The organism is Micromonospora sp. NPDC005206, from assembly GCF_040608175.1.
Classification (GTDB): Bacteria; Actinomycetota; Actinomycetes; order Mycobacteriales; family Micromonosporaceae; genus Micromonospora.
Genome location: NZ_JBEXHU010000025.1, coordinates 45,357 through 62,110 on the forward strand (window position 1 = coordinate 45,357; position 16,754 = coordinate 62,110).

Here is a 16,754-nt window from a genome sequence, read left to right on the forward strand (position 1 = left end):
ACCCGGCAGCAGGTGTGCCCGCGCCGTCGCCGGGTACCCCGACGACCGGACAAGGAGGCGTCGATGACCCAGGAAGCACCGGACCACTTCCGGCCGGAGGGCGGCATGGTGCTCACCCAGCTGCTGATCGTCCGGGACGTGGACCGGTCCCGTGAGAGGGTGGTTCGGTTGCTTATGCCCATTGTGGGCTTGGCTTGACGCGTCGGTCACGGACAACGCGATCGGCGTGCGACTGCTGGACTCCGTCCTCGCGCACACCCCTTCGGTGACCAAAGGCATGGGTGGACGCCGGGTTTAGAGACGACGTCGCGATCCACGGCGCCGTGCGCGGTATCGACGTCGAGCAGGTCAACGCAGCGACATGGCGGCCGGGTTCGTGCCGGTCAAGCGCAAGAGCCGACCCGCCTCGGCGGTGTCTCGCACCTGGTGGGCGTCCACAGCGAACCTGATCCGCCGGCTGACCGGCACCACTACCGCGTCCTGGCGCGACCCAGACCACCAGCGGTGACCCGGCCCTCGGTGCTGGACCTGCTCACCGAAGGCGAGACCGCCGCCGGCATGACGGCCGAACGGCTCCGTGAACAGATCGCCACGCTCACCGAGCAGCTCACCGCGGCCGGGACCGAGCTGGCCGAACTCGCCATCACCCGCAAGACGCTGCTGCGCCTGACCGGCCACGCCGTGTACCGTGCCAAAACTCATCGCACCTGGTGTGAGCTGATGTTTCGCGTCCCTGGCACAGGATGGGGGGCGTGTTGGTTCGGTTGCTGTACTTGAGCGCGGTGCGCGTGTTCGGCTGGCTGCGGCAGGCCACGCGGAGCGAGGCCGCGATGGTCGCGGAACTGCTGGTGCTGCGCCACGAGGTTGCTGTATTGCGACGCCAGATCGGCCGGCCGCGGCTGTCGTGGCCGGAACGCGCGGTGTTGTCCGCGCTGGTCCGGGCCCTGCCACGAGAACTGTGGAAGCACCGCTTCGTCACCCCGACGACTCTGTTGGCCTGGCATCGCCGACTGGTCCGCCGACGCTGGACCTATCCGAACCAGCAGGGACGGCCACGGGTCAGCGACGAGATCCGTGACCTGGTGCTGCGCCTGGCCCGGGAGAATCCCGGCTGGGGGCACCGGCGCATCCAAGGCGCCTCATCCCGCCGCCGTCGCCGCAGCGAGCGCCAAGACGACCGCAACCGGATGGTCCCAGCCCGGCGACGACCGTTTTCCGAGGCCCCGCTCCTTCATGCCATCAAGAGGCGGCGAGGAGTGGTGTTCTAGGCTGGGGTTCGGCGGGTCCGGGAAGTGACTGTTCCGAAGTGTTGACCCTGGGGTTCGGGTCAGCCGCGCTGGATTGAAGAGTCGCCCCCACGTGTCCTCCCGGGCCCGTCTCGGCTTTCTTGGCGTCTTTGATCATTTGCTTGTAGACGATGTCGGACAACCGTCGCTTGAGTGCGCGCATGGCCTCCATCGGTGTTTTGCCGGCGGCGAGTTTGCGCCGGTAGTGGGCACGGCCTTCGGTGTCGTGGCGTAGCTGGACGACGGCCATGATGTGCAAGGCACGGTTGATGCGCCGGTTCCCGGCCCGGGACAGGCGGTGGCGCCGCTGGTCACCGGACGACGCGTCCAGGGGTGCGGTGCCGTTCCAGGACGCGAGGTGCCCGCGGGTGGCGAATCGGCTGATGTCGCCGATGTCGCCGATCAGGCGGGCGGCGCCGGAGGGGCCGATGCCGTTGAGGTCCTGCAGGCTGCTGCCGGTGGTCTCGACGAGCTCGGTCAGTTCCTTGTTCGCGGCCTTGATCTTCTTGTCGACCTGGACCAGTTCGGTGATCAGCTCGGACGCGAGCCGGCGGCGGGTGCGCCCGACCAGACCACGCGGCCGGACCGTGTTGAGCAGGGCCCGGGCCTGATCCTGCGACGCCTCGACTGCATCCTTGAGCCCGACCGGGAGGCGGTGCGCGCGCTGGCGGCGAAGTACGCTAACCCGAACCGGCTCAAGATCGAGGTCAAGACGGCGACCGGCAGGCCGTTCTACAACACCTCGAACTACTCCTTCGCCAATCTGCTGGCTGACGCCGATGGGCTGGCGGACAACCTGGCCGACTACATCGACCGGTTTTCGCCCGATGTCGACGTGTTCCAGTACTTCGACTTCAAGAAGGAGATCCTCGCCCTGGACAAGGCGGGCTCCTGCGCGAGGTCATCACGTCCTTCAAGGCCGTCGACCTGCATCCGGACGTCGTTTCCAACGCCGACATGGGCGATGCGTTCGAGTACATCATCCGCAAGTTCAACGAGGCCGCGAACGAGACCTCCGGTGACCACTACACCCCGCGGGACCCGATCCGGCTGCTGGTCGACCTCCTTTTCGCCGAGAAGGACGCCGACCTCACCGAGGCCGGCATCGTCCGCACGCTGTACGACCCCACCGCAGGCACCGGCGGCATCCTCGCGCTGGCCGAGGAGCACCTGCTCGCACAGAACCCCGACGCGAAACTGAGCCTGTACGGGCAGGATTACAACTCGCAGTCATACGCAATCTGCAAGTCCGACCTACTGGCCAAGGGCCACGACAAGGCCAACATCCAGGGCCTCGGCAAGATCGGCCCGCTACGCCACGCCGGACAAACCGACATCGCCAAAGCCCTACGCCACAACGCCCGAAATCACCGCAGACCTCTGCCACTCCTCGGCATCACGTGACCAAACCGAGAAATCCCTACCTTGATCTTGCGGAGGCCCTGAAGGGGCGACCGCACCTGGACTATATGCATGATTCCGTCGAGACGTTCCAGGTCGGCCAGCACGTGTAGCCCGGTGATGCGGTCGCCGTCGATGGTCAGGGGCAGGGAGAAGGGCGGTGTGTCACGAAGGCGCTGGCCCCACATGACGCACGAACACCATCATTTCGGACGATCTGCAACGTGCTTCTACCGCGGACGTCAGAACTCGAGGACGTACTTGACCCCACCAGAGCGGCCGCCCGCGACCTGGTCCGCGATCGCGGCGCCGTCCTTGATTGGTGTCGTCTGGACGTCAAATCTCAGTTCGCCGGAGGCGGCGAGTGCCGCGAGTTCGCCGAGTGCACGTCCGTCGGGCTGCACGTAGAGGTCCGAGGTGGTGATTCCGCGAATCGGGTCGGGTGCGTCCGAGGTGATGGAGGTGAGGCGGCCTCCGTCGGTGAGCAGTCCGATCGCGTCCTCGGCGGTGCCTGTCGCGGCGATGAGGACGGCGTCGAATCGGCGATCGCTCTTCTGCGCCCAACCGTCAGCGTGGGTGTCGATGACCTCGCTGGCGCCGAGGGCGCGGAGCTGATCGGCGCGGGCCGGCCCGGCACCGGCGACGATGTCGGCGCCCCGGAGGTGGGCGAGTTGCACGGCCAGTGACGCGGTGGGGCCGGACGCTCCGACGACGAGCAGGCGGGTGGTGGCGTCGACCTGGAGCTCGTCGAGGGCCTGCTGGGCGGTGAGCCCGGCGACCGGGAGTGCCGCCGCAATCTCCGGAGCCAGGCTCTCGGGCAGTCGTGCGACGTGCGCGGAACGGACTAGGACGCGCTCTGCCCAGGTGCCGCTGCCGCCTGGCAGGGGCGCCTCGTGGACCAGCACGAGGTCTCCCGTGCGGAATTCGGTCTCGTCCGGGCCGGTCGCGGTGACGCGGCCGACGGCTTCGACGCCCAGAGCTGCGGGCGGAACGAGGCCGACGTCCCATCCGCCCGTGTGAAGCAGGGCGTCCCACGGCCCGATCCCTGCCGCGACCACCTCCAGGACGAGCTCGCCCGCGTCAGGCTGGCGGGGGTTCGGAAGGTCGAGGATCTCCAGAGCGCCGTTGGCGGCTCGAACACCGAGTCCGATCATGGTTCTTCCTTCTGTGTTGATTCTGTTCGTGCGTGTTTCGGGTTTCAGGCGGCCCGGTTCGTGCTCGGGTCCACGGGCCGCTTGGATTTCGGGAGTTTGTCGACCACGAGCCGGTAGGAGTCGGTGACGAGTTCCTTCACCAGGTTCTCGTCGAGGCTGGGCCCCCCTGCTGCCGTGATCCAGTGCTTCTTGTCCATGTGGTAGCCGGTCGTGATCTCTGCGTACTGCTCGCGCAGCCCAACGGCCTCGTCCGGATCGGCCTTCAGGATCACGACGGGGTGTCCCGGCATGTCGGTCATGAGCATGAAGACCTTGCCGCCCACCTTGTACAGCTCCCAATTCGGGCCGACACGGTGCTCGAACGTCACGTCCGGCAGCTCTGTCGCGTACTCGTTCGCGACCTTCTGGAGTTCCTGTCCGTCCATAGCTGGTTAACTCCTCTAGCGATCGGTTCGCCCGGGCCGGGCCGCTCAGGCGAAGGTGAACAGGCGCTCGGGCTCGAACCGCGACACCGGGGTCTTGTACTGCTTCGCCTCGTCGGGGTAGCCGAGCGCGAGCAGCACGGTGGTGGTGTATCCGGTCGCGCGGATGTTGAAGGCCTTGTCCACGCTGATCGGGTCGAAGCCTTCGAGCGGCATGGCCTCGACGCCGAGCTCGGCGGCTGCCATCATCGTCAGACCCATCACCATGTAGGTCTGCTTCTCCATCCAGTGGTAGGTGTCCTTGTAGCTGTATTTGCGCAGGCTCAGGAAGTCACGGGTCATCGATTCCCACCGCTCCTGCTTGGCGTCATCTGCGAACCGGCCGTCGGCCCGCTCCTTGGCGAACACCGCTTCGAGGTGGTGCTCGGGCACATCGGCCCGAGTGGTGAGGATGATGGTGTGCGAGGCGTTGAGGATCTTCTCGGCGTTGTCCTGGAACCGCTCGCCGAGGTTGGCGGCCAGCCGCTCCTTGCCCTCCTGAGTGGACACGACGTAGAAGTGATTCGGCTGGATGTTCGTCGACGTGGGAGCCGAGCGCAGGAACCTCAGCAGCTGCTGAAGAGTCTCATCCGGGATCGTCTTGCTGCCGTCGAAATACCGGCTGAGGTGCTTGCTCATGAGCTTGTCGAGATCCATGTCATCGTGCTTTCTGTGCGTGATGAGTTGAGGGGTTGTAGATGGTGAAAGTCGGATACGGCTAGGGTTTGCGGGCGAGGAGTTCGCCCACCCGGTCGAAGCTGATGCCTGTCGTGGCCGAGGCGATGTCGCCGGCCTTGAGCGCCGTGGCCGCCTGTTCGAGAGCACCCATCGCATGCGTGTAGAGCGCGGGGCCCAGGCTGATGCGCTTGACCCCGGCCTTCTGCAGTTCAGAGACGGTCAGCACCTGGTCCGCCGGTGAGATGAGAACGTTCACGGGTGTCGGCGCGACGGCGGTGACGATCGCGACCAGGGACTCGAGGTCGGGCGGGAACGGCGCGTAGAGCACGTCGGCGCCGACCTCGGCGAAGGCCGTCAGCCGTCGGATGGTGTCATCGAGGTCAGGCCGCCCCTGGATGAAGTTGTCGGTGCGAGCGGTGACGACGATGCGTCGCTTCGCCGCGGCGACCGCACTGCGAACCCGGCCTACCGCGTCGTCGAAGTCGCGGATCGGGTCATCGGGATTCCCGGTGGTGTCCTCGATCCCGATGCCGGCCAGCGCGTGCGCGACGGCACTGTCCACAGTCACGGCGACGTCCTCGGCGGTGACGCCGTAGCCGTCCTCGAAGTCACCGTTGACGGGCAACCCCGTGAGCCGGCCGAGCAGCTGTGCGTGGTCGAGATGCTCGTCGCGGGTGATGCTGTGGCGTCCGTCGATGCGGCCGAGCGCGGCCGCCAGGGCCGCCGACGACGTGCCGATGGCCTCGAAGCCGGCATCCGCCAGGACCAATGCCGACACGCCATCCCAGGCGTTCGGCATGACGAGGCCCCCTTCTCGGGTGTGCAGTGCCATGAACTTCTCATAGAGCTCAGAACCGGGCATGTCGTTCCTTTCCAGTGCGGTCGATCAGGGCGAGGGTTCGACCGGTCAGGCCGCTGTTCTCGCGAGTTTGGTAAGCGCTCTCATGCGAGGTCGGGGGCCGGGATGTCGACGTCGGTCAGGTTCACGTTGTTGAGGTAGTTCGTCAGCAGTGCCCGGACGACCAGCGTGACGATCGCCAAGATCTGTGGATCGGTGTACCCGGCACCCTGGACGGCCGCGAGGTCGGCATCACTGACCCGTCCGCGCGTCTCGATCACCTGCTGGGCGAAGCGAGCCACCGCAGCCCGCTTCGGATCGACCGAGCTTCCCGCCCGCGCCAGCTCGATGTCCTCCACGGACATGCCGCCCTTCACGGACCCGGCCGTGTGCAGCGCCAGGCAGTAGTCGCAGCCATCGGCTTCGGACACGGCCAGCGCGATCGTGTGGCGCGTCCTCGCGTCCAGGAGCCTGCTCGCTTTCGTCTGCACCGTCATGACGAGATCGAGGACGGTCGGGTTCGACGCGAGCATGGTGAACATATTCGGTACGAAGCCGAACTGCGCTTCGACCTGGTCAAGCGTGCCCCGCACGTCGGCGGAGGGCTCATCGGCAGGAAGAACGTTCAGGCGTGACATGGGAAATCCCACTCCGGTCCAGGTGGGTGGTGGTCGGTAACCGACCTTGGTCAAGTTTTGGGCTGCGTAGCCCACTCCGTAGATACAACACTACACACGACTGGGCTGTCAAGCCCACTCTTGCTAAGATGTGAATCATGAAGTCCACGACGGCAGCGCCAGAGCCTCGCCAGCTCACCGAGAAGGGGCAGGCGACGCGTGCCCGGATACTGGAGCACGCCGCCGCGCTCATCTACGCCGAGGGCGTCCACGCCACGAACAACGACAAGCTCCGGCGCGCCGCCGGCGTCAGCGGGTCGCAGATCAACCACTACTTCCCGACCAAGGAGAGCCTCGTCCTGGCGGTGATCGAATGGCAGGCTGAACGCGTCCTCGGGCTCCATCACAGCGAACAGTTCGACGGCTTCGAGAGCCTCGAGGGGTTTCGGAAGTGGGCAGCGTTCTATATCGGGTATGAACGCGCCTACCACGAAGGCTGCAGCCTCGGGTCGCTCGCCAGCGAGATCATCAAGACCGACCTCGACGTTCACGATGAGCTTGCGGATGCGTTCGCTAAGTGGCGAGAGATCTTCCGCGACGCGCTCCTCCGCCTGCAGCGGCAGGGCCGTCTGAGCAACGAGGCCGACCCCGAGCGGCTCGCGAGCCTGCTCCTCGCCGCGTTCCAGGGCGGCATGCTCCTCGCACAAGTCGCCCGGGGCATCTCCCCCCTCAGGGAGGCCCTGGAAGCCGCTCTCGACTACATCGAGACCTTCGCTAACCCACACGACACATAGGCAGTTGGAACCGAATCCGCCGCTCGAGTTCCCTAGTGCCGTGACCACGAACGTTCAGGGTGTTGGGGTCAGGCTGCGCGGGTGGTGGGTTGGCCCCATCGTCGTTGGCGTTCGCTGCGGATGCGGGCGCGTTCTCGGCTTTGGGCGGCCAGGACGTCGGGGTGGCGGGCGTTGGCGTTGCGCCGGCGCAGGTAGGCCTGCAGTTTCCGGGTCAGCGCCCGGTGGTTGGGGTGGTTGGAGCCGGCGATGACGAAGGTGCGCAGTGGCCCGAACTGGGCCTCGATCGGGTTGGCCCAGGAGGCGGCAGTTGGTCGACGAGTTGAACCGATCCTTGCACGCAGCGGCGCCCGGTGCTTCGGCTGCACCTGGCCGACGATCGGCGGGCAGCAGGCGGTCAGCCTTCCCGGTAGGCGGGCAGCCCGAGCGCGGTGCGGACTTTGCCGGCCTCCCTGGCTCCGCTGTGCGCCGCTGCTGCGCGGATCTCCCGCATCAGCACGTCGGCGTCCGCCGCCTCGCCGGCTCGCCGCCAATGCCGTAACGCGACGTCGTTCTCTTTGAGGAGTGCGCCCATCGGCGCCCGGACCTCTGCCGGCCAGACCGTCTCGCGTAGCTCAACCGCGTGTGCTGCGTTGGTCCGGGCCACGTCGGCGGCCAGCGTGCGGACCGTCCGCCACGGCTTCCCGGCGTTGACCGCGTCCTCCAGCTCTTCCAACGCGGTGTTGTACGGCGCCACGATCGCCAGATAGCGGTTCTTCGCCTCAGTAGGCGTCAGCGTGGCCGGGGTGGTCGGCGCGGCGCTCTGCCAAACCGGCGGTGGAGCCTGCGGGTCGACCTGTTCGCCTCCACCGCACCCTGTGAGCAGCACGATCAGGGTCAAGGTGGCCGTCCAGCGACGCACGGAAACTTCCCATCTGTCGAGGTCCGAGATACCGGGAGTCTAGGGGCGCGCCTGCCCGGGCGACTACCCAGCGACGGCGGCGCCGCCGGTGGGAAGTTGAACGCGGATCCGTTCACCGGCAACCGGGACGCCTTCGGCGGCGGTAACCCGATCAGCAACGTCGAGGTGGATGGCCATTTCTTCAACATCACGGGCATCGTCAAGATGGCGGAACTCCTCGGGCCCGGTCGGTCGCCCGAGTGTCACCGGCATGATGCTAGGTCGACATGACGTCATGATCCCATGGGTCTCCAGCCATCCATTCGGCTGCCGCCGCCGCAGACACGACCGCTTCCGCCGTGACGTGCGCGGAATGCGGCCAAGTCCACCACGGTGGGGTCACTCGCAACGACGCGGCGAGCTGTGCTGGTGCCTGCATGGTGCATGCCCGGCCACGATGGCCTGGTCGTCGGCTATGCCACCCCGCCAGACCAGGGTTACGGACCGGCGCTGGAAGCGCTGTGCCCGATTCTCCCTCCGGTGTCCTGACCTTTTGCATTCCTACCCTCGGATCCGTGTCAGAGCAGGCCGCGCTGGACCGCGCGGACACCGGCCTGGAACCGGCCGGTGGCGTCGAGTTCGTCGAGCAGCTCGGCGATCCGGCGGCGGACCGTCCGGGGGCTCACCCCGAGGTGGCGGGCGATCGACTCGTCCTTCACCCCCGCGTTGAGCAGGTCGATGAGTTCGCTCGTGTCGGCGTCGTGCGTCGCCGTGGCGCCCTGGCGGCCCGACCCGAAGCGGATGGGGCTGGCGTGCGTCCACAGTTGCTCGAAGATGGCCTGGAGACCGTCGGTCAGCGCCGAACGCGCCGCCACGACCGAGAGGGTCTCCGGCGCGGTCTCTTCGCCGGCGAGGAGCACCACGGCGGTCTCCCGGTCGACCACCAGCAGCTTCATGGGCACCTGCGGCAGTGTCCGAGCCTCCTCGCCGTTGTCGACCATCCACTGGATACGGGCGACCAGCGCCGGCTCATCGAGGACCTGGCTGGCATACAGCGAGCGGAACCGGACTCCTCGGCGGAGTAGACCGAGTTCGGCGTCACTGATGGGCGTGCTGTTCGGCGCGACGTACGGCGGGGTGTCGATCCCGACCACCTCCATCCTCGCCGAGCCGAGCACGTCGTGAATGCGGCTCTCGCGGTCGCCGTACGCCCCTCGACCACCTCGAAGAGTCGTCGCGGTTCGGTGCGCATCAGGCCGGCGGCGAAGACCCGGGACAGCTCGTACGACGCGGCCTCGAGCCGGTCCAGGGCATGTCGGCGTTCCCGCACCAGCGCGGCCAGGCCGGCGAGGGGGTCCACCGCCTGGTAGCGGCCGTCGGTCCCGGCGTCGTGGCGTATCAGGCCCAACGAGGCCAGACGGTCCAGCGCGGCGCGTACATGCGCGGCCGAACACTTCAGCGCGTCGGCGTGGGACTCGGCGTCGGCCCTGGGATCGAGCAGGAGCCGTCGGTACACCTGTTGGTCCAGGTCGGACAGCCCGACCAGGTCCCACGCTCCCCGCTCACCGTTGTCCGTCACGGCCCGAGCATAGGCCCGTGCGTCCGGAACGGGCATCTGGCCGAATCGGGCACCGTCGGGCGTCATCACGCTGTTATTGTCTCGCCGCCGGTGATCTAGGTGCATGGAAAGCATGTGGGATCCCCTCGTGACGACGCGTGACGACCGTGACGCTCGGTGCCGGCACGATTGAGGAGGAGCAATCATGTCGCGTCGTCTGTTACGCGCGCTCGCGGTAACCGCCATAGCTGTCAGCACACTGGTCGCCCAAGGTTTTCCCGGTGCCATGGGCGTGGCCCACGCGGCTCCCCTGACCACGGCATCCATAGGTCTCGCCACCACCGCGACCGGCCCTGGCCCGTCCAGCGAATGGCGGGTCGAGCGAGTGTGCAGCGGGCCGGTGCGGGCGGGGTACGCACAGTGCCATTCGATCCGCCACACCCCGCCCACGGCGTCGACGCAGCCGTCGCCATCGACGTCCAGGCAGGCCGGCGCCGCCGAGACGGTCTACGGGTACGGTCCGGCCGACCTCGCCTCGGCGTACAACCTCCCTGCCGCGGCGGGTGACGGCGTCACCGTCGCGGTCGTGGCCGCCTTCGACAACCCGACGGCCGAGGCCGACCTCGGGGTCTATCGGGAACACTGGGGCCTGCCCCCGTGCACCACCGACAACGGCTGCTTCAAGAAGATCGACCAGCGCGGCGGCCAAAACCTTCCCATACCGGACGAATCGTGGGCCGGGGAGATTTCGCTCGACCTCGACACCGTGTCGGCGGTGTGCCCGCGCTGCCACCTCCTGTTGGTCGAGGCCGACACCAACTCGGCCGAAGACCTGGGCCAGGCCGTCGACCAGGCCGTCGCCAGTGGCGCGCACGTGGTGTCGAACTCCTACGGCGGTCCCGAGGACGCCGACCTGAGCGCCACCTACGGGAAGCACTACCGGCACCCGGGGGTAGCGATCGTGGCGTCCTCCGGCGACAGCGGGTACGGCATGTCCTTTCCCGCCTCGTCGCCGCACGTGACGGCCGTCGGCGGCACCTCGCTCACCCGTGACGACACCACCAGCCGCGGCTGGACCGAGCAGGTGTGGAACAACTACTCCGGGGCGCCGGGCAGCGGATGTTCCGTGGTGGAATCGAAGCCCTACTTCCAGGCCGATCCCGGATGCGACGGCCGCACCGTCGCCGACGTGTCCGCCCTCGCCGACCTGCTCAACGGCCTGGCCGTCTACCAGACCTTCGGCGGCTACGGCTGGGCGCAGTACGGGGGCACGAGCCTCGCCGCCCCAATCATCGCCGGCGTGTACGCACTCGCCGGTCGGACGCCGGCCGGCGACATGCCGAACTGGTACCCCTACGCCGCGCCGGCCGGCAGCCTCAACGACATCACCACGGGCAGGAACGGCACCTGCGACCCGGCGGCGGCGTACCTGTGCACCGCCGGTGAGGGGTTCGACGGCCCGACGGGCCTCGGGACCCCGAACGGTGTCTCCGCGTTCCGGGCACCCGGCCCCCACGGCCGTGTCGCGGGCACCGTGACCGACGCGAGCAGCCACGCGCCGGTCGCGAACGCCACCGTCACGGTGAGCGGCGGCGGTCACAGCGTCACCGCCACCACTGATGCCGCCGGGCGGTACTACGTCACCGAACCCGTCGGCACGTTCACCGTGGCGGTCGCCGCGTTCGGCTACGTCGACGTGACCCGTAGCGTCGAGGTCACCGACGGGCAAACGTCCACGGTGGACCTCGCGCTGCACGCCCAGCCGCTGGTCACGCTCTCCGGCACGGTGAAAGACGGTTCCGGGCACGGCTGGCCGCTGTACGCCACGGTGTCCGCACCCGGCACGCCACTGCCGGCCGTGCGCACCGATCCCTTCACCGGCCGCTACCGCATGCGGGTGCCCGTACAGTCCGCCCTGACCCTGCGAGTACGGGCCGAGCCAGCCGGATACCGGACCGCCGACGCGCAGGTCACCATCGACGCCACCAACGTCGGTCGGGACATCGCGGTGCCCGTCGACGACGAGATCTGCAAGGCCGCCGGCTATCACCATAACTACGCCGGCATGCCCGCCCAACCGTTCGAATCCACCGACGTGCCGGAGGGCTGGCGTGCCGATAACGCGACCGAGAACGGCGGGTGGGAGTTCAACCGGGGCACGGTGATCCCGCGTACCAACGAGACGACGGGCAGCGGAAACTTCGCCCTCATCGACACCCAGTTCCAGAACCGCAAGGACACCACGCTCACCACACCGCCGGTCGACCTGACCGACGTCGACCATCCCGTCGTCGGGCTGCGCACCCGCTTCGTCGGGTACCTGCCGACGCAGTCGGCCGACGTGGGCGTGTCCATCGACGGCGGCGCCACCTGGTCGACGATCTGGAAGCAGGACGGGCTGGCCATCATCAACGGGCCGCTGTCTCTGCCGATCCCGCAGGCGGCCAACCGCCGCGGGGTGCTGGTGCGGTTCCACTACGCCGGGCAGTTCGCCCGCTACTGGGAACTCGACGACGTCTACGTCGGCAGGCGTACCTGCGACCCGCTGGCCGGCGGGATCGTCGCCGGACGGGTCCTCGACGCGACCACCGGCGACGGCGTCAACGGGGCCACGGTGGCGGCGGTCGCCCACCCGGACGCGCAGGCCAGGTCGGTGGCCACGCCCGACGACGACAACGTCGGCGACGGCTACTTCGCCCTGTTCGCGCCGGGCGACGGTGACCAGCAGTTCACCGCGTCGGCGCGCAACCGGGTCAGCCTCACCCGGTCGGTGCACGTCGCAACCAACGCGGCCACCAGGGCCGACTTCTCGCTGGCCGCCGCGGCGCTCACCGTCAGCCCGGCGACGGTGACGCGGAACGTGCGGCTCGGCGAGAGTGGGCAGGCGAAGTTCACCGTCACCAACTCCGGGTCGGCGGAAGCGCATGTCTCCCTCGTGGAGCAGCCCGGCGGCTTCACCCCGATCGGCGCACCGCCCGCCGCCGCAGCGGCGGTTCCGGTGCGACGGGTCCCCGGCGTCGCCTCCGGCGGCCGGCGCGCCGCCGACGGGCGGCTGGTCGGCGCAGCGCCGACCGTCACCTCCCCGCCGGCCATGACCGCCTCGGCAGCGTCCGGCGGTCCGGCGTGGGCGCCGCTGGCCGACTATCCGGGCGGCCCGATCATGGACAACGCGATGGCCCGCGGCGACGACGGCAAGGTCTACGTCGTCGGTGGCACGCCTGACGGGTACGGACCCACGGCGAAGGGGTACGTCTACGATCCGGTCCGGCTGCTGTGGTCGGCATTGCCGGACCTGCCGGTGCCCGTGCAGAAGCCGGTGGCGGCGTTCGTCGCCGGCCGACTCGTCGTCGCCGGCGGCTGGGGACCGCTGGACGCGGTCACCGACGTGCAGATCTACGATCCGGCGACCGGAGCGTGGACGCGCGGCGCGCCGCTGCCCGCACCGCGCGGCGCCGCCGGCAGTGCCGTGCTCGACGGCCTGCTGTACCTGGTCTCCGGCTGCGATGTCGGCGATTGCCTGACCGCCACCAACAGCGTCTTCGTGTACGACCCAGTACACGACCGGTGGAGCAGCAGGGCGAACTACCCGGCGAGCGAGGCGTTCATGTCCTGCGGCGGACTGACCGGACGGGTCATCTGCGCCGGAGGTGTCGACTTCGGGACCGGCAACGGGTCGGCCGCCGCCTACTCGTATGAGCCGCGCACGGACGCGTGGACCCGCGTGGCCGACCTGCCGACCGGCTGGTGGGGCGCGGCGTCGACGGTCGCCAACGGGCAGCTGTTGCTCAGTGGTGGCGTCGCCGGTGGCACGGGCCCGACGTCGTCCGTCACCAACGAGGGGCACGCGTACGATCCGGTGGCCAGCAAATGGCACGCCCTGCCGAACGCACCCGCGCCGTTCTACCGTGGCGCTGCTGCCTGTGGCGTCTACCGGGTCGGTGGGGCGCGGCAACACTTCGAGGCCACGTCGAGCACCCAGGAGCTGCCGGGATACGACATCTGCGGGCCGTCCGGCGACGTGCCATGGCTCTCCGAGAGCGACAGCGCCTTCACCCTTCGGCCTGGGGAGAGCAAGACCGTGACGCTCAAGCTGGACGCCGGCAACGCGTCAACCGTGGACCAGCCGGGCGACTACGGCGCCGCGCTGGCGGTCCGGGTCGACGGCCCCGTGCAGCCCGCACCGGTCCAGGTCACGATGCATGTCGATCCGCCCAAGAGGTGGGGCCGGCTGAGCGGCACGGTCAGCGGTGCCGGGTGCACCGGTTCCGTCGCGCCGCTGTCGCGCGCCACCGTCACGGTTCGGACGAAACGCTTCACCACCACCCTGTGGACCGACGAGGCCGGCAACTGGTCGGTCTGGGTCGACAAGCGGGACAGCCCGATCACGCTGGTCTACTCCAAGGACGAATTCAGCACTTTGACAAGAAGGGTCAAGGTGCAGGCCGGTAGCACGGTCAGCACAGACGTGGTCCTGCAGCCAACTAGCTGCTGAGCTTGCGGGCACGGGTCAGCCAACGCTTCGGCGACGACCGGCCCGTGCCCGTTGGGTGTCTGCTGGGTCAAAGCGACTGTGGCTACGGTGGCTGTACCAAAGCGAGGTGTACGGATGCTGCTTCGATGATTGGGTTCCGCTTCGAGCTGGCGCGGGCAACCTCCATGTCGAACAGCCGGACCGAAGCCGGACCACGTGCGTACCGGTCCAGGTCGATGATGGTGTCGTCCACCTCGAACCCGAGCTGGACGCAGGACTGCACGCGGACCGCCGAGGCCCAGCGGCATACCGGGCGCAGGCCGATGTCCCCGGCCACCAGGCGGGACTCCTGGGCCCAGCGTAGAGCCGTGCGGGGCCGGCCCCTGACCAGCGAGACCTGGGCCAGCACGAGAGCGTGCAGCGCCTGGCTGACCGGATCGGGCGGATGCGGGCTGGTCTCGTACCCGGCCAGGGCGAGCTCGTGCGCCGACCCGGGGTCGGGACGGTAGCAGTGCACCAGTGCGAGGAACGGGGAGAGCCCACTGCTCTGCATCTGGCTCGATCTGAGGTGGCGGCGGGCCAGCGGCAACGTCTCCAGGATCAACGCCTCCGCCTCGGCGATCCGACCGGCGAGCAGCAGCGCGCACCGGCGGCGCAGCTGGCGGCGAGCCGGGACGAGATCGGCCCGGCGCAGGGTCGCCAGGGCCGGGGGTCGGGCGGTTCCGCCGCCACCGGCCCGTCCGAGCGAGGGTCCCCCGCCCCGGTCCCCGCCCGTCCGGACGCGAGTTCGTGCATGGTACGTGCGGAGTGCACATCGTGGGCGGCGTGCACGAGGATCTCGGCGTGCTGGATCGCCACCTGGCAGCGGTCCTCCTCCGTCCCGTTGACCGCGACCCGACCGGACGGTCCTGACCGAATGGCACTGCTGGCAGGGCGGGTCAGCCCTGGTATGGCGGTGCCACACCCCAGCCCCACCGCCTTTTCGAGCGCGCGAAACGAGCTCGGGCCAAGCAGCTCGCCACCGAGTGGACCGAGGCTGAGATGCAACGGCAATGGGCGACCCGATGTGAGCAGCAGGCAGGCTGGCAGCAATACCTCGACCAGCGGTGGCAGCAACTGTGCAGCAACTCACCCGAGGTTGTCCTGGAAACGCTGGAGGAAGCCTTCGAGGACAACGAAGCACCGAGCGCCGCCGTCGGGGTCACCGTCGACGAGGTCTCCCTGGTGGTGCTCGTACCCAGCGTGGACCAGGTCGTACCCGAACGCATGCCCACGACCACCCAGGCGGGCAACCTGTCCCTACGCAAGCTGCCACAGCGCGACCGCGCCGCCTACTACAAGCAGTTCGTGTGCGGCCAAGTGGTGGTCACCGTACGGGAAGCTCTTGCTGTTGCACCCGCGATCGCTTCCGCCCGCGTTGCCGTGCTGCGTCAGGACGGGCCTGATAGCTACGGCCGGCCCCGCGTCTCCTGCCTGCTCGCGGCCAAGTTCGACCGCGAGTCACTCAACGGCGTTCAGTGGCAGACAGCAGACGCAGCCCGGATCGTCAACGACACCAGCACGGAGCTGCTGCTTAACCAACGAGCCCGCACCGGCGACCTGCAGCCCTTGAACCTCGCAACCGAGCCCGCACTCGCCGAACTCCTCAGCGCCGTCGACCTCGCCGAGCTAACCGGTGAGCAGTAGACCGACGAGCCGGAAGGGCTAAGAGGCGGCAGTATCGGCACCGGCGAGGCCTGTGAGCATCTCTGGATTCAACAGAGAGTCAGCAAGCGCTTCACCATCCGACCGATGGCGATCACGCTGGGCGGTGCGATCCATGCAAGGGATCAGATTGGACAGCGCTCGCCAACACTCATCGATGCGGCCGATCGGCCTCCCCCCGACGGGGGTCACGCCATCGGGGGAGACGGCAGCGGGGAGAGGCTTGACATCAGTCCCTGACATCAACCGTGGCGGCCGACGCCGGACAAGTCCGTACGGATCTCGGCTGTGGCGCGGACCCCGTTGAGGTCAGCGGACGTTGCTCATCTCGACTAGGCCGGGGCCTGGAGCGTGGAGTCAGCGTCCGTCGGGGCACAGGTAGTGGTACCAGTCGATCGACAGGTCGACGGTGTCGATGCCCAGCAGAATCGCGGTCCTGCAGGCGCCGAAGGTGTCCTTGAAGGAACCGATGCCCGGCATCCACCGCCGCCACCCGTACGAGGGGAGGGTGCGGCTGCGCCGGTTGTCGTCGCGCTGCACCCACTTGCGGACTCGCCGCAGCACCAGTTCCATGAGCGCGGGGCCGATGATCGAGATCAGGGGGAAGAACCACCAGGCGTCATCCGGGGCGCCCACCCGGGTGCCGTGCCGGTAGTTGGCGAAGGCGCCGGTCCCGGCGAATACCCAGACGAACAGGCCAAACGCGCCGGCAGGCTCGCCTCGGACGGCGCAGTAGACCATCAGCAGGACGCACACCGCGGCGGCGGCGTCGAGGGCGATGAAGACCACCGTGGCCCAGAAGCGGTCCAGGCCGAGGCCCGTGGGCGAAGCCGCCCAGTCAATGAGGTCCTGGGCGGACAGCGCGACCGGCGCGGCGACGACCACGACCATCAGCACGGCCACCACGAACAGGCC

The 16,754-nt window shown here is 68.7% G+C and carries 18 protein-coding genes and 5 pseudogenes; 9 read left to right on the forward strand and 14 right to left on the reverse strand.

All coding sequences use genetic code 11. The features are described 5' to 3' along the window. The first annotated feature begins 63 nt into the window (after positions 1 to 63). The 4 genes and pseudogenes from ABZU69_RS30990 to ABZU69_RS31005 all read left to right on the forward strand — a co-directional run bounded on the left by ABZU69_RS30990 (position 64) and on the right by ABZU69_RS31005 (position 1,268). Positions 64 to 198, forward strand: a complete 135-nt coding sequence (locus tag ABZU69_RS30990; RefSeq protein WP_354967855.1) for a hypothetical protein — start codon at positions 64 to 66, stop codon at positions 196 to 198. Between the two features lies 1 nt (position 199). Further along, positions 200 to 508, forward strand: a pseudogene (locus ABZU69_RS30995) (IS5/IS1182 family transposase); the annotation flags it as partial. An 11-nt stretch (positions 509 to 519) separates the two neighbouring features. Further along, positions 520 to 777 (forward strand): hypothetical protein, encoded by a 258-nt coding sequence (locus ABZU69_RS31000; RefSeq protein WP_354967856.1) that lies wholly within the window; start codon positions 520 to 522, stop codon positions 775 to 777. Further along, complete coding sequence (locus tag ABZU69_RS31005) at positions 753 to 1,268, forward strand: hypothetical protein (RefSeq protein WP_354967857.1); 516 nt, start codon at positions 753 to 755, stop codon at positions 1,266 to 1,268. The genes ABZU69_RS31000 and ABZU69_RS31005 overlap by 25 nt, the downstream gene beginning before the upstream one ends. On the opposite strand, the gene ABZU69_RS31010 is transcribed toward ABZU69_RS31005, so the two are convergent. Next, a complete protein-coding gene (locus tag ABZU69_RS31010) occupies positions 1,240 to 1,536 on the reverse strand; it encodes a hypothetical protein (protein ID WP_354967858.1) in 297 nt (98 codons plus the stop codon). The two genes, ABZU69_RS31005 and ABZU69_RS31010, sit on opposite strands and share 29 nt — an antisense overlap. A 9-nt stretch (positions 1,537 to 1,545) precedes the next feature. Further along, positions 1,546 to 1,884: pseudogene (locus ABZU69_RS31015) on the reverse strand (transposase); the annotation flags it as partial. A gap of 57 nt (positions 1,885 to 1,941) precedes the next feature. On the opposite strand from ABZU69_RS31015, the pseudogene ABZU69_RS31020 reads away from it, so the two are divergent. Together ABZU69_RS31020 and ABZU69_RS31025 are read left to right on the forward strand one after the other, a co-directional pair. Then, positions 1,942 to 2,097, forward strand: a pseudogene (locus tag ABZU69_RS31020) (hypothetical protein); the annotation flags it as partial. A gap of 146 nt (positions 2,098 to 2,243) precedes the next feature. Then, positions 2,244 to 2,690 (forward strand): N-6 DNA methylase, encoded by a 447-nt coding sequence (locus ABZU69_RS31025; protein WP_354967859.1) that lies wholly within the window; start codon positions 2,244 to 2,246, stop codon positions 2,688 to 2,690. Between the two features lie 239 nt (positions 2,691 to 2,929). Here the strand turns inward: ABZU69_RS31025 and ABZU69_RS31030 are convergent, their stop codons facing one another. The 5 genes from ABZU69_RS31030 to ABZU69_RS31050 all read right to left on the reverse strand — a co-directional run bounded on the left by ABZU69_RS31030 (position 2,930) and on the right by ABZU69_RS31050 (position 6,456). Beyond that, a complete protein-coding gene (locus ABZU69_RS31030) occupies positions 2,930 to 3,841 on the reverse strand; it encodes an NADP-dependent oxidoreductase (RefSeq protein WP_354967860.1) in 912 nt (303 codons plus the stop codon). A gap of 44 nt (positions 3,842 to 3,885) precedes the next feature. Next, on the reverse strand, positions 3,886 to 4,266 hold the full coding sequence (locus tag ABZU69_RS31035; protein ID WP_354967861.1) for an MmcQ/YjbR family DNA-binding protein: 381 nt from the start codon (positions 4,264 to 4,266) through the stop codon (positions 3,886 to 3,888). Between the two features lie 45 nt (positions 4,267 to 4,311). Further along, positions 4,312 to 4,959 carry a nitroreductase family protein gene (locus ABZU69_RS31040; protein ID WP_354967862.1) on the reverse strand — a complete coding sequence of 216 codons (648 nt, stop codon included), beginning with the start codon at positions 4,957 to 4,959 and terminating at the stop codon, positions 4,312 to 4,314. Positions 4,960 to 5,020: 61 nt separating this feature from the next. Further along, on the reverse strand, positions 5,021 to 5,812 hold the full coding sequence (locus tag ABZU69_RS31045) for an isocitrate lyase/phosphoenolpyruvate mutase family protein (protein ID WP_244298514.1): 792 nt from the start codon (positions 5,810 to 5,812) through the stop codon (positions 5,021 to 5,023). A gap of 110 nt (positions 5,813 to 5,922) precedes the next feature. Continuing rightward, positions 5,923 to 6,456, reverse strand: a complete 534-nt coding sequence (locus ABZU69_RS31050) for a carboxymuconolactone decarboxylase family protein (protein ID WP_354967863.1) — start codon at positions 6,454 to 6,456, stop codon at positions 5,923 to 5,925. Between the two features lie 137 nt (positions 6,457 to 6,593). On the opposite strand from ABZU69_RS31050, the gene ABZU69_RS31055 reads away from it, so the two are divergent. Next, positions 6,594 to 7,229, forward strand: a complete 636-nt coding sequence (locus ABZU69_RS31055) for a TetR/AcrR family transcriptional regulator (protein ID WP_354967864.1) — start codon at positions 6,594 to 6,596, stop codon at positions 7,227 to 7,229. Positions 7,230 to 7,297: 68 nt separating this feature from the next. Here the strand turns inward: ABZU69_RS31055 and ABZU69_RS31060 are convergent. The 5 genes and pseudogenes from ABZU69_RS31060 to ABZU69_RS31080 form a co-directional block, all read right to left on the reverse strand. Then, positions 7,298 to 7,540 (reverse strand): annotated as a pseudogene (locus tag ABZU69_RS31060) (hypothetical protein); the annotation flags it as partial. An 83-nt stretch (positions 7,541 to 7,623) separates the two neighbouring features. Beyond that, the gene (locus ABZU69_RS31065; protein WP_354967865.1) at positions 7,624 to 8,127 is read right to left on the reverse strand and encodes a hypothetical protein; all 504 of its coding nucleotides are present in this window, start codon (positions 8,125 to 8,127) and stop codon (positions 7,624 to 7,626) included. Positions 8,128 to 8,190: 63 nt separating this feature from the next. Then, positions 8,191 to 8,373: a hypothetical protein gene (locus ABZU69_RS31070; protein WP_354967866.1), complete on the reverse strand. Its 183-nt coding sequence runs from the start codon at positions 8,371 to 8,373 to the stop codon at positions 8,191 to 8,193. 311 nt (positions 8,374 to 8,684) lie between these two features. Continuing rightward, positions 8,685 to 9,260: an HTH domain-containing protein gene (locus ABZU69_RS31075; protein ID WP_354967916.1), complete on the reverse strand. Its 576-nt coding sequence runs from the start codon at positions 9,258 to 9,260 to the stop codon at positions 8,685 to 8,687. 209 nt (positions 9,261 to 9,469) lie between these two features. Next, a pseudogene (locus ABZU69_RS31080) lies at positions 9,470 to 9,952 on the reverse strand (hypothetical protein); the annotation flags it as partial. On the opposite strand from ABZU69_RS31080, the gene ABZU69_RS31085 reads away from it, so the two are divergent. Then, positions 9,870 to 14,156, forward strand: a complete 4,287-nt coding sequence (locus tag ABZU69_RS31085; protein ID WP_354967867.1) for a carboxypeptidase regulatory-like domain-containing protein — start codon at positions 9,870 to 9,872, stop codon at positions 14,154 to 14,156. The pseudogene ABZU69_RS31080 and the gene ABZU69_RS31085 overlap by 83 nt on opposite strands. Positions 14,157 to 14,238: 82 nt before the next feature. Here ABZU69_RS31085 and ABZU69_RS31090 read toward each other — a convergent pair whose 3' ends face one another. Then, complete coding sequence (locus tag ABZU69_RS31090) at positions 14,239 to 14,688, reverse strand: hypothetical protein (protein ID WP_354967868.1); 450 nt, start codon at positions 14,686 to 14,688, stop codon at positions 14,239 to 14,241. A 488-nt stretch (positions 14,689 to 15,176) separates the two neighbouring features. Here ABZU69_RS31090 and ABZU69_RS31095 point away from each other — a divergent pair, with 488 nt between their 5' ends. Beyond that, the gene (locus ABZU69_RS31095; RefSeq protein ID WP_354967869.1) at positions 15,177 to 15,821 is read left to right on the forward strand and encodes a hypothetical protein; all 645 of its coding nucleotides are present in this window, start codon (positions 15,177 to 15,179) and stop codon (positions 15,819 to 15,821) included. 375 nt (positions 15,822 to 16,196) lie between these two features. Here ABZU69_RS31095 and ABZU69_RS31100 read toward each other — a convergent pair whose 3' ends face one another. Continuing rightward, entirely contained in the window at positions 16,197 to 16,742 is a 546-nt protein-coding gene (locus tag ABZU69_RS31100; RefSeq protein WP_354967870.1) for a hypothetical protein, read from the reverse strand. Positions 16,743 to 16,754: the final 12 nt, after the last annotated feature.

Excerpts from the sequence above, each read along its gene's own strand:
- ABZU69_RS30990 (WP_354967855.1), top strand. The coding sequence starts at position 64 with ATGACCCAGGAAGCACCGGACCACTTCCGGCCGGAGGGCGGCATGGTG.
- ABZU69_RS31010 (WP_354967858.1), bottom strand. The coding sequence starts at position 1,536 with ATGGCCGTCGTCCAGCTACGCCACGACACCGAAGGCCGTGCCCACTAC.
- ABZU69_RS31025 (WP_354967859.1), top strand. The coding sequence starts at position 2,244 with ATGGGCGATGCGTTCGAGTACATCATCCGCAAGTTCAACGAGGCCGCG.
- ABZU69_RS31030 (WP_354967860.1), bottom strand. The coding sequence starts at position 3,841 with ATGATCGGACTCGGTGTTCGAGCCGCCAACGGCGCTCTGGAGATCCTC.
- ABZU69_RS31035 (WP_354967861.1), bottom strand. The coding sequence starts at position 4,266 with ATGGACGGACAGGAACTCCAGAAGGTCGCGAACGAGTACGCGACAGAG.
- ABZU69_RS31040 (WP_354967862.1), bottom strand. The coding sequence starts at position 4,959 with ATGGATCTCGACAAGCTCATGAGCAAGCACCTCAGCCGGTATTTCGAC.
- ABZU69_RS31045 (WP_244298514.1), bottom strand. The coding sequence starts at position 5,812 with ATGGCACTGCACACCCGAGAAGGGGGCCTCGTCATGCCGAACGCCTGG.
- ABZU69_RS31050 (WP_354967863.1), bottom strand. The coding sequence starts at position 6,456 with ATGTCACGCCTGAACGTTCTTCCTGCCGATGAGCCCTCCGCCGACGTG.
- ABZU69_RS31055 (WP_354967864.1), top strand. The coding sequence starts at position 6,594 with ATGAAGTCCACGACGGCAGCGCCAGAGCCTCGCCAGCTCACCGAGAAG.
- ABZU69_RS31085 (WP_354967867.1), top strand. The coding sequence starts at position 9,870 with ATGTCGCGTCGTCTGTTACGCGCGCTCGCGGTAACCGCCATAGCTGTC.
- ABZU69_RS31090 (WP_354967868.1), bottom strand. The coding sequence starts at position 14,688 with ATGCAGAGCAGTGGGCTCTCCCCGTTCCTCGCACTGGTGCACTGCTAC.
- ABZU69_RS31095 (WP_354967869.1), top strand. The coding sequence starts at position 15,177 with ATGCAACGGCAATGGGCGACCCGATGTGAGCAGCAGGCAGGCTGGCAG.